The sequence below is a fragment of the Mesorhizobium sp. A623 genome (assembly GCF_054489405.1).
In genome coordinates, this window is record NZ_JBTMXB010000018.1 from 74,718 (window position 1) to 85,099 (window position 10,382).

Annotated in this window: 9 protein-coding genes and 1 pseudogene; 4 read left to right on the forward strand and 6 right to left on the reverse strand. The window is 56.6% G+C overall.

Annotation, left to right across the window (positions count from 1 at the left end; all coding sequences use genetic code 11):
• Positions 1–142: 142 nt before the first annotated feature.
• Positions 143–1,501 (forward strand): magnesium transporter, encoded by a 1,359-nt coding sequence (mgtE, locus tag ACX3P1_RS18245; RefSeq protein ID WP_459081031.1) that lies wholly within the window; start codon positions 143–145, stop codon positions 1,499–1,501.
• A gap of 17 nt (positions 1,502–1,518) precedes the next feature.
• Here mgtE and gor read toward each other — a convergent pair whose 3' ends face one another.
• The 3 genes from gor to rpiA all read right to left on the reverse strand — a co-directional run bounded on the left by gor (position 1,519) and on the right by rpiA (position 4,337).
• Positions 1,519–2,910, reverse strand: coding sequence for a glutathione-disulfide reductase (gene gor / locus ACX3P1_RS18250; protein ID WP_459081032.1), 1,392 nt, complete (start codon positions 2,908–2,910; stop codon positions 1,519–1,521).
• Between the two features lie 113 nt (positions 2,911–3,023).
• The gene (locus ACX3P1_RS18255; protein ID WP_459081033.1) at positions 3,024–3,620 is read right to left on the reverse strand and encodes a DUF2059 domain-containing protein; all 597 of its coding nucleotides are present in this window, start codon (positions 3,618–3,620) and stop codon (positions 3,024–3,026) included.
• A gap of 18 nt (positions 3,621–3,638) precedes the next feature.
• Complete coding sequence (rpiA, locus tag ACX3P1_RS18260; protein WP_459081034.1) at positions 3,639–4,337, reverse strand: ribose-5-phosphate isomerase RpiA; 699 nt, start codon at positions 4,335–4,337, stop codon at positions 3,639–3,641.
• A 170-nt stretch (positions 4,338–4,507) separates the two neighbouring features.
• On the opposite strand from rpiA, the gene ACX3P1_RS18265 reads away from it, so the two are divergent.
• On the forward strand, positions 4,508–5,188 hold the full coding sequence (locus ACX3P1_RS18265; protein WP_459081035.1) for a phosphoglycolate phosphatase: 681 nt from the start codon (positions 4,508–4,510) through the stop codon (positions 5,186–5,188).
• A gap of 398 nt (positions 5,189–5,586) precedes the next feature.
• Here ACX3P1_RS18265 and ACX3P1_RS18270 read toward each other — a convergent pair whose 3' ends face one another.
• Complete coding sequence (locus ACX3P1_RS18270; protein WP_459081036.1) at positions 5,587–6,867, reverse strand: hypothetical protein; 1,281 nt, start codon at positions 6,865–6,867, stop codon at positions 5,587–5,589.
• A gap of 428 nt (positions 6,868–7,295) precedes the next feature.
• On the opposite strand from ACX3P1_RS18270, the gene ACX3P1_RS18275 reads away from it, so the two are divergent.
• Entirely contained in the window at positions 7,296–7,847 is a 552-nt protein-coding gene (locus tag ACX3P1_RS18275) for a recombinase family protein (protein ID WP_459081037.1), read from the forward strand.
• A gap of 764 nt (positions 7,848–8,611) precedes the next feature.
• Here ACX3P1_RS18275 and ACX3P1_RS18280 read toward each other — a convergent pair.
• Positions 8,612–9,460 carry a hypothetical protein gene (locus tag ACX3P1_RS18280; RefSeq protein WP_459081038.1) on the reverse strand — a complete coding sequence of 283 codons (849 nt, stop codon included), beginning with the start codon at positions 9,458–9,460 and terminating at the stop codon, positions 8,612–8,614.
• Positions 9,461–9,592: 132 nt separating this feature from the next.
• On the opposite strand from ACX3P1_RS18280, the gene ACX3P1_RS18285 reads away from it, so the two are divergent.
• Positions 9,593–9,841 (forward strand): helix-turn-helix domain-containing protein, encoded by a 249-nt coding sequence (locus ACX3P1_RS18285; RefSeq protein ID WP_459081039.1) that lies wholly within the window; start codon positions 9,593–9,595, stop codon positions 9,839–9,841.
• Between the two features lie 99 nt (positions 9,842–9,940).
• Here the strand turns inward: ACX3P1_RS18285 and ACX3P1_RS18290 are convergent.
• A pseudogene (locus ACX3P1_RS18290) lies at positions 9,941–10,372 on the reverse strand (IS5 family transposase); the annotation flags it as partial.
• Positions 10,373–10,382: the final 10 nt, after the last annotated feature.

Genomic DNA, 10,382 nt, shown 5'->3' on the forward strand with positions numbered 1-10,382 from the left:
GTTGCCCGTGCTCGCATAAGATCAACCAGCGAGAAAAGGGTCACAACGCCATGCCTGGCGACAGTCAAAGTCGAACACAACAGCCGCCCGCCCCGATGTGACCTTACAGGCTCACATCCTGCCGGACGGCAAGGAGTGAGCCATGAACGAATTCTCGCCCGTTGACGGCGGCGAAGCCATCGCCCGCATTCTGGCATACGATCACGTCGCCGATATCGTCGAGGCGTTGAACGGCGAACCGCGCGAGATCGCGGTCGATCTGCTGAACAATCTGCCCTTCGAGCGCGCTGTCGAAGTCTTCGATCAACCCGAATTCGACGATGCGGCGGAGATCATGGCGTCGCTGCCGCGAGACACCGCCTGCCGGCTGCTCGCTTCCATGTCGGTCGACCGCGCCGCCGATGTGCTGCGGGAATTCTCCGACGCGGCGCGGGCCGAAATGCTTGGTGCGCTGGCGCCCGCGCTTCGCCTTACCTTGTTGACCATCCTGGGCTATCCCGAGGGCAGCGCCGGGTCGATCATGACCACCGAATATGTGGCCGTGCCGTCCGACTGGACCGTTGAACGCACGCTGGACTACATCCGCAAGGTCGAGGGCACGCGCGAGACGATCTATGCGATCTACATCGTAGATCCGCAAACGCAGTCCCTTGTGCGCGCAATCGGCCTGCGCCGGCTCATCACCGGTGCGCCGGAGGACAAGGTCGTGGCGGTTGCTCCCGACAGGTCGCCCGTCACCGCTCCGCCCCTGATGGACGTGGAGAAAGTGGCGCAGTTGATGTCCAAATACGATCTGCTTGCCGTGCCGGTGGTGGAGGGAGACAAGATACTCGGCATCGTCACCGTCGACGACATCATGGACACCATGATCGAAGAGAGCACGGAAGATGCGCATCGCTTCGGCGGCATGGAGGCGCTGGACGAGCCCTACATGAAAATGGGCTTCCTGCCGATGATCGGAAAGCGCGGCGGCTGGCTTAGCGCGTTGTTCCTGAGCGAGATGCTGACGGCCACCGTCATGCAGCATTATGAAGTCGAGTTGGAAAAGGCCATCGTCCTGACCCTTTTCATTCCGCTCATCATGAGTTCGGGGGGAAATTCCGGGTCGCAGGCGACGTCACTTGTCATTCGCGCACTGGCGCTGCACGAAATTTCCCTTCGCGACTGGTGGCGGGTAGCGTTGCGCGAACTGCCGACCGGCCTGGCGCTCGGCTCCATGCTCGGCGTCATCGGCATCGCGCGGATCGTGCTGTGGCAGCACCTGGGCCTATACGATTATGGTCCGCACTGGCACTTGGTCGCAGCCACGATCGGGGTGGCGCTGGTCGGTATCGTTGCCTTCGGATCGCTGACCGGCTCCATGCTGCCCTTCGTGCTGAAGCGGCTCGGCTTCGATCCGGCAAGCGCCTCCGCACCGTTCGTCGCCACGCTGGTCGACGTTACCGGCCTTGCCATCTATTTCTCGGTGGCCCTGGTGATCCTGCGCGGAACGCTTTTGTAGCCCTGCAGGCGAGCGGGTTAATCGATCCGCTCGCCGTTCTTCACCCGGTATGTCGGCTTGTACATGGTGACCAGTTCTTCCGATGCAGTCGGATGAACGGCCATGGTGCGGTCGAAATCGGCCTTGGTGAGGCCGGCTTTGATTGGAATGCCGAGAAGCTGCGCCATCTCGCCGGCGTCGGGGCCGAGAATGTGAGCGCCGATCACCTTTCGGCTAGCGCTGTCGACCACCAGTTTCATCAGCATCTTTTCCCGCCTGCCCGACAGCGTATGCCGCATCGGCCGAAACGACGCCCGATAAATCTCGAGGTCCGCGAAGCGCTTGCTTGCTTCGTCTTCGGACAGGCCTACCGTGCCGATTTCCGGCTGCGAGAACACGGCCGTGGCAATGGTGTCGTGGTCGGGCGTCGTCGGGTTGTCCTTGAATGCCGTCTCCACGAGGCACATCGCTTCGTGGATCGCTACCGGCGTCAACTGCACGCGATTGGTGACATCGCCGATCGCCCAGATATTGTCGATATTGGTGCGGGAATAATCGTCCACGATGATCTCGCCGGTCTTGCCCATGCTGACGCCGGCTTTTTCGAGGCCGAGCTTTTCCGTGTTGGGAAGGCGGCCAATGGCAAGCATCATCTGGTCGGCGACGAGAACCTTGCCGCCGCTGACCGTCACCGCAAGCCGGCCGTCCGGGCGGCGCTCCACCGATTCGGAAATGGAGCGGCAAAGGATCGTAATGCCTTTCTCTTCCATGGTCGCGTGCAGCGCCTGCCGCAAGTCCATGTCGAAGCGGCTGAGGATTTCGGCGCCCCGATAGACCAGCGTCGTCTCGACGCCCAGCCCGTGGAAGATGTTGGCGAACTCCACGGCGATATAGCCGCCGCCCTCGATCACAATCGCCTTGGGCAGTTCAGCCAGGTGAAATGCCTCGTTGGACGTGATGCAATGCTCGTTACCGGGCAGCGCGGGGTGTAATGCCGGCCGGCCGCCGGTGGCGACAAGTATCTGATCGGCAGTAACGGTCCGGTTCTCGCTTTCCAGCCGTATTGTGTGGCGATCGACCAGCACAGCGCGCGAATGGAACGTCTCGCCGCCCGAACCCTCCACGTTTTTCCGGTACAACCCTTCCAGCCGGGCAATCTCGCGATCCTTGTTCGTGATCAGCGTTTGCCAGTCGAACTTCGCCTGCGCAACCGTCCAGCCATAGCCGGCGGCGTCTTCGAAATGTTCGGGAAATTGCGAGGCATAGACAAACAGTTTTTTGGGTACGCAGCCCCGGATGACACAGGTGCCGCCAAAGCGGAATTCTTCGGCAATACCGACGCGCTTGCCAAGTGCCGCAGCCACACGCGCCGCCCTCACCCCGCCGGAGCCGCCGCCGATGACGAACAGATCGTAATCATAACCGGCCATGAAAAAATACTCCTGCTGTGTGCCAGACCTGGCCCACAGGTAGGCGGTGAAGGATCAAAAGAAAAGCCCGGCAACCGCCGGGCTTGAACTCTTCGAAAGAACGGCCGGCCGGATCAATTGGCGGTGGCGGGCGCCGCATCATCAGCGGTAGGCGCCGCATCGCCATTGGCCGGAGCCGCAGCATCGGCCGGTGCGGCCGGTGCCTTGCTGCCATCGGCCTTCTGCAACGCTTCACCAACCTCGTGGGCCAGGTCGCGGGCAATGCCGTTTTGCCAGATATTGGCTGCATTGGCTAATTCGCGCGTAACGACGGGACCGCTCTCCAGCAGTTTCTTGCCGGCTTCGGACTCATAGAATTTGGCGATATCGGCAAGCTCCGCCTCGGAAAATACCTTGGCGTAGGCGATCGCCGCTTCCTTCTCGAGGTCGGCGCGCCGCGCGGCGAGCGCGAGCGCCTGGTCGCTGACCGTGCTGGTAATCAAGGCCTGCATGTCCGGGTTCTTCTGGATCAACTGCTGCTCGAGCGCTGCCGCCGCTTGTGGCAATATCCCGTCGAAGCCGTCCGTCGCATGAATGGCGGCGATGGCTGCGCGCGCAGCCTTCAGATGCGCTTCCGGCACATCCTGCGAAAACGCCGGCGACGAAAAGGCAACGATGGCCGAGGCCGCGGCAATGGCGAACAGGCGACGTGCCCGGTTTTGCAGCATCATGGTTAGGTGACTCCCTGTTTATCGGACAGCTTGGAAGATTTCGGCGCCGCCGTCGCCCGCGATAACGGCAAACGAAGCCAGTCCGATGAAAAGACCGTGCTCGACCACGCCGGGGATGGCGTGGAGAGCATTCGACAGCGCTCTTGTATCTGGAATGCGGCCAAAAGATGCATCCAGAATAAAATGGCCACCGTCTGTAACAAACGGCTGGTCGCCCGTCATCCTCAATGTGACGGCGCCGGCAAGGCCCAATTCTTGCGCCGCTGCATCAATGGCCAGTTCCGTTGCCCGAAGGCCGAACCGGTTTACCTCGATGGGCAGTGGATATCGGCCAAGCGTCTGCACCAGCTTGGATCGGTCGGCGATGACGATCATGCGGGCGGATGCGGCAGCGACTATCTTTTCGCGCAGCAATGCGCCGCCGCCGCCTTTTATAAGCGTCAGTTCCGGGTCGATCTCGTCGGCGCCGTCAATTGTAAGGTCCAGTGCCGGCGTCTCGTCCAGCGTCGACAGGGGCACGCCCAACTCCCGGCAAAGGGCCGCCGTTCTTTCCGACGTCGGCACGCCGATAATTGATAGGCCGGCGGCGACCTTTTCGGCCAGCAACCGCACGAACGCCTCGGCTGTGGAACCGGTGCCGATGCCAAGCCGCATGCCATCGCTGACATGGTCGAGCGCCATGCGGGCGGCCTCGAATTTCAATTGCGTAGCGTCCATGCCGTCGATTGCCCCAGATTGTCGGGAAAAGATGCCGGGCTCCTAGCATTTTTGCAACGCGGGTCAAAGCGGTTAGGCGCTTTCCCCGCTCGCGCGCCGCGCTTGCCTTGCCTGATCGGGCGGCAGCGGGTAATCGCTAACCTTCCATCGGCCCACATCAGGAACAGACCATGAAGCCTCCGATCATCGTTTTCGACCTCGACGGCACGCTGGTCGACACCGCGCCCGATCTGCTTGGCAGCCTCAACCACAGTCTTGCGACCGGCCCCGTTCCGATGGTCGATTCGGCTGGATTCAAGCGTTTTGTCGGCCACGGAGGACGTGTCATGATCGAACGCGCCTATGCAGCACATCAAAAGGAATTGCTCACCGCCGAACATGACCGGCTTTTTTCCTTGTTCATCGACCATTACAACCAGAACATACCAGGCCTATCCCGCCCCTACCCCGGCGTCCTGGATGCGCTCGACCGTTTCGAAAAAGCTGGCTACCTGCTCGCCGTCTGCACCAACAAACACGAGGTCCCCTCCAAGGCGCTGCTCGCGGCATTGGGTATGGACAGGTATTTCGCGGCGATCTGCGGCCAGGACACGTTCGCCTTCCGCAAGCCGGACCCACGCCACCTGACGGAAACCATTGCAATGGCCGGGGGCGATCCCGACCGCGCCCTGATGGTCGGCGATTCGCAGACCGACATCGACACGGCGAAAGCCGCGGGCATACCGGTGGTCGCGGACGATTTCGGTTACACCGACCTCCATGTCAGCGAGTACGAGCCGACCAAAATCATCTCGCACTTCGACGAACTGACCGTCGAGCTGGCAGAACGGCTGATCGAAGCCGCGCAGTAGACGACCGCAATTCGTGGCTCTGAAAGAGGATGCGAATGGAGAAAGGTCAGGACCGAACAGCGGTGACGGAAGGTTCTATCCTGGAGATTGACGGTGGGCGATACAGGGGCACCCACTAGTCAGTTAAGTTATTGATAAACCTACGGACCGCCTAGCAGAGGGAAACGAAATGTCCCCCTTTGATGCCTCATTGGACACTTTCGGAAAGGCAAACGCAAGAACGATTTGACCGAGGACACTGGCACGCGGCTGGCCCGTGACGGCTTAGCAATGTGGTTCAAGGAGAAAAGTACCCGCGACTTGTTAATGCCCCTTATGGGCCTCTCCTATCGCGGCAGGACGTAAATGCGGCTTAATCCGACTCGCGGTGGAGTTGAGGTGCGCGTCCACCAATGGACTCAAAGCCTTGACTGCAATGGTTCCGTAGCGGGGGAGCGAGCCACGGTGGCTCGACGGTCTGACAGTCGAATAGATCGTTCGATGGCAGCGATTTCGCTAGGGGTCAGATGGATGTTAACTAACGATTGAATAGCCTCTGTTTTAACCAGTCCAGCAAACGTCCTCGCTGTCACGGTGCGTTGCACGATGGCATTGCTTTCCATAAGTAGTTGCTCCATTCCGCCTGTAGCAGCAACTGCGTCCGACCATGTACCGCCGGTTTGTGTAAAGAAACCTGCTGCGAACCTTACAACGGGGCGCGCTAGGCGTTGTATAGAAAGAATATTTCTCTGGAATTTTTGTGCATGGGTAAGACGTGATTCAGGTAAGATCGCATCAAAGGACGCGGATATGTGAGCAACACGAGCTTCGATCTCAGTGTTGGATGTCGACTGAGTTACAATGTCGTTGAACTCTAGAAGGTCCTGCCGCACTGGTACGAGTTCATCACGTAGAGACATTACCGCTTGTCGTAAATCTTGCCGATTGTTCATCCGGTTCAGTACAATGGCTAACAGTGGAGGCAAGGTGAATGTGCATACGACAGGTGGCAAGCCACCCACGCTTTTATTCCACGAGGTTTTCAAGTGGTGGTAGAACTTCTTTGGAAATCCGTCTCCGGCACGGCGCACTATTAATTCTGGATCAGTAAGGTACGCTGGAACCCCATACATTTCGATGGCGACGTTCATAGCCTCGGCAACATCCGAACTCCAGTAGCCTACCGAGCGTATCTCATTGAGCGTGCGCCCGACTAAAGAACTGTTTCTAAATGTTGCCTCAACAACTCTATCGTCCTGAATTCGGGCAAACTCCGGGGCGATAATCCAGTCGCGAGATTGAGCCGATGCAAAGAGATCAAAGCCAAACTGCGTTCTTCGATCTCTGTCTTGACGAACGTAGGAGATAAACCCCGTACCAAAATCCACCTTCGGGGCAGGCGTAAGGACATGAACTATATCGTGTAACAGCAGGGCTTGAAGCGCTGTATCAGAAGTTACTATGTCAGTATAGCTATTTATTCTTCCTTCGGCAATCCTAGAGAGCGCAGATACTTCCGTTATATCGGTAAATGCAGTTCCTATTTCTGCAAGATTGCTGGTATGTAATCCAACAATTCTGTACTGGTCTACAGCTGTTGTCGCCGCCCCAAACGTGGGGATATAAGAACTGGCAATCGATCCGGTTGCTCTTGTTTCTTCCTGTCTGGCAACGATGTACTGTACGCGATCATCGCTCATTCTTCGCGACCCCCTCCTTTTCAGTGATGGCGAATTTATGGCCCGAGTTCACGGTGTGATTAGCCGTACGCATCACCGTGAGAAAAGACCAGATTTCTCTGCGTATAGCCACAAGGTCAAAGAGAGAGTTGAGGTGTATTGAGGACGAAAATTTTCGTTGAGGTATCTAACCCTACGATCCGGACTATGACCCCCCGTGGGGTTTGCTGCGAGCAGCGAATGACTTCGTTCTATAAGCCACCCGTGAAGCGGTACGCTTGCTTGTGGCGTTCTCTTCGCCTCATGCTATTCTCGAGGACTCCGACCGTTTGCGGTCCGTCCAAGCTATTCGTACACAAAGGTATACCTTTCTAGCACTAGCCTATTGACCGTACCTTTTGCGTCTACTAATCATACGTCCGTATTGGTCTAGAGAAAAGGGTACGGAAATGGATAGCATTGTGGCATACGCGCGGGTCTCAACAGGGCAGCAGGACTACCAGTCGCAGGTGGACAGGTTGACGGCGGCAGGTGCCACGAAGGTCTTTTCCGAGAAGAGGTCAGGGCTAGATAGCGGAAGGCCAGAGCTTGCCGAGTGCATGCGCTACGTACGTGAAGGTGACACATTGCTTGTCACCAAGCTCGACCGTCTCGCACGCTCTACCGCTGACCTCTATAAGATTGTCACAGAACTGGCGAACAAGGGAGTTGGCTTCAAGGTCTTGGACGATGTCGCTGTGGACACGACGACCAGAACCGGCAAGCTTGTGATGGGCATACTGGCGCTAATTGCGGAGTTCGAAACGGAGATACGGAGAGAACGCCAGATGGAAGGCATTGCGAAGGCTAAAGCGGAGGGACGGACCGGCGGCCGTCCAAGAATGCTAACTGACGATACGCAGACACGCATTAGAGAGTTGCGCAAGGACGGGATTAGCATACGCAAAATAGCTGCGGAGGTGGGCTTTTCGAAAGCTACGGTGCAAAAGGTGCTCGTGTAGCTTCTCGGCTCCTCGCCAAGGGAAGGGCTTCTGCGGACGCAATCAGCCGGTTTTCCAATTCCGCCTCATAAGTGGAGATATAACCGGTCTGCATATGGTGTCAGTACTGATTACTAAAAATGGCATCAGTTTAACCGAGTCACAGTATATAATACTAGAAATAATACTATGAAATCCAGTATGTAGATCGATGCAATAACTACGATAATACACTGTTATAATACCAGTAGATAACAGGCTGTAGCCATAGGCCGATGATATGATACTGGAATAGGCTAGTGATAGACGTATGGTAAGATACATATACGACCTATGATTATGATTATGATTATGATTATGATTATGATTATGATTATGATAGGGCTAGATATAAGCTAGAGGTATCTGGCATAAATAACCTAACGATAACAGATAGATAAAAACGCTCGGCTGACCGATATGCAAGCCATGGTTGAGTGTACAGATACTGCCTCTTGAATGAAGCAAGAGATATCTATGTGTTTTCGATGAACTACAAATATTCGAAGCAAGGCTTTCGTTCGATCAAAGAGGTGGCCAATTCAGCTCACGAGAAGCCGACGATTGCAACGTTCCGGCTGTAATCTTGCAGAGGCTGCTCGGAGTGCGGATATCGGTCCAGCATTGGTTCCAGGCCGATTGCGCCCTTGGCGGAGTCTAGGAGGGCCGCTGGAGCGTATTCTGTGGGGCCGAGTAGCATTCCCACTCTGGCGACGCTGGCGCTTGGCGGTGCCTTCCTGCCCGAATCAAAGACCATCGTCGACGGTATCAAAATAAGCGGTCATCTCCCTAGAGAAAACTTCTACCCGCTTTCCGTATTTCGTTGTAAACGTTTCGTCCAAGCTGTCATTTAATAGCAAGTTACGTAGCTTAAGCCCTGCCTCGTCATTATTCCGTACGTCCTCGGATATTTCGTTAAACTGTGCTTTTAGCTCATCCTCCGTAATTTCTGTTCCGGTGGCTTTCTTATGTTCTTTCCGAATAAAGCGTTTTGTAGCGAGCGGTGAGTTGAGCGTTCGCAGTTCGGCCTGCAGAAAATCATGCGCCTCCCTTACTACCAAGTCGTAGTCACCCACCGCCAGTTTCCGCTTGCCCGAAAACGAAAGGTAATTCTGAAGCGAGGCTAGTAGCCCCTGCTGTTGGTGCGGAGATACTTTGCCTGTAGCTAACGCGCGTACCGCATCTGGCATGTTGCCCTCACCGGCAATCCGCATCTCCCACGTCAAGTAATACAATATGAAAGGTATGGTCCAATCAGGGGTAACGGTTTGGGCGGCATCCGTATTGGCCTCTATTATTTTGGAGGCCGTATTCGGTTTTCTCGACCACATGCCCAGCCGATAAGCCTCCGCTATCATAGAGCGCTGTTTACCACCGTAGTCGCTTTTAACGGCTGCCATGGCGTCACGGATGACATGTTCTGGCCCATCCATCATATTGCCGCTTGCAGCACTGTTGGCCTCATCCTGCGAGCCACCGGCTGCTAGCCTACCAAGGTAAACGTAAGCACGAACGGTTTCCGACCCTCGCCGTGTGTTGGACTTTAGAAAGAAATAGATACCGAGGCCCGCAGCCAATACCAACACAAATTCCATACCTTGCGCCTTTCGAGAACGGGTAGTGAAGGTTAGTCGCCTGCGACCAGTTTCTTGTCGATATCTATATCCAATTTTTGGATATCTAGCGATCCGCGCTTACCCGCCGCTTGATCAATCCGTCAAGCGCAAATGGCCAAGTCAGTACACTCACAACGCCACATGATGATAGCAGCGGCGCTTGCGGAAGCGCGGCGGGCTAAAGGTTTGAAGCAAGTCGAGGTCGCTGCTGCACTCGGTAGGCGTCAGCCGTTTATAGCAAATATCGAAAGTGGGGAGCGGCGCGTCGACCTTGTAGAGCTTCTAGACCTTGCTGCCATCATTGATCTCGATCTACCCAACTTGATCGTCAAATTAGCCCGATTGCCTGCGGCCGAGTGATCGTCAAGAACACGGTTAAATCGTACTTGCAACTGCTTCATGGATGCCGGCTGCGAATGGCAGCGTGGTCAGAAATTCTCTAGGCTCAGGACTCGTTGATCAGAGCCAGAAGATTACGGCGGCGGCGATGCAGATCGCGGACATAAAGGTGTGGGCGCAGCGGTCATAGCGGGTGTGGATGCGGCGCCAGTCCTTGAGCCTGCCGAACATATTCTCGATCTTGTGGCGACGGCGGTAGAGGACGGTGTCGTGCGGGATCTGCACGTTGCGGTTGGCTCTGGACGGAATGCAGGCGGCGATGCCGCGATCGGCCAGGGCCGTGCGGAACCAGTCGGCATCATAGCCTTTGTCACCAAGCAGGGTAGCGGCTTTCGGGAAGGCATCAATCATCAGCGCCGCGCCTTTGTAGTCGCTCATCTGCCCTTCGCTGAGCAGCATGATCAGCGGTCGGCCACGGCCATCATACACAGCATGCAGCTTGGAGTTCAGGCCGCCCTTGGTTCGCCCGATACGTCGGGGAACAGCCCCTTTTTAAGCAGGC

Excerpts from the sequence above, each read along its gene's own strand:
- rpiA (WP_459081034.1), bottom strand. The coding sequence starts at position 4,337 with ATGGACGCTACGCAATTGAAATTCGAGGCCGCCCGCATGGCGCTCGAC.
- ACX3P1_RS18275 (WP_459081037.1), top strand. The coding sequence starts at position 7,296 with ATGGATAGCATTGTGGCATACGCGCGGGTCTCAACAGGGCAGCAGGAC.
- mgtE (WP_459081031.1), top strand. The coding sequence starts at position 143 with ATGAACGAATTCTCGCCCGTTGACGGCGGCGAAGCCATCGCCCGCATT.
- ACX3P1_RS18285 (WP_459081039.1), top strand. The coding sequence starts at position 9,593 with ATGGCCAAGTCAGTACACTCACAACGCCACATGATGATAGCAGCGGCG.
- ACX3P1_RS18265 (WP_459081035.1), top strand. The coding sequence starts at position 4,508 with ATGAAGCCTCCGATCATCGTTTTCGACCTCGACGGCACGCTGGTCGAC.
- ACX3P1_RS18280 (WP_459081038.1), bottom strand. The coding sequence starts at position 9,460 with ATGGAATTTGTGTTGGTATTGGCTGCGGGCCTCGGTATCTATTTCTTT.
- gor (WP_459081032.1), bottom strand. The coding sequence starts at position 2,910 with ATGGCCGGTTATGATTACGATCTGTTCGTCATCGGCGGCGGCTCCGGC.
- ACX3P1_RS18255 (WP_459081033.1), bottom strand. The coding sequence starts at position 3,620 with ATGATGCTGCAAAACCGGGCACGTCGCCTGTTCGCCATTGCCGCGGCC.
- ACX3P1_RS18270 (WP_459081036.1), bottom strand. The coding sequence starts at position 6,867 with ATGAGCGATGATCGCGTACAGTACATCGTTGCCAGACAGGAAGAAACA.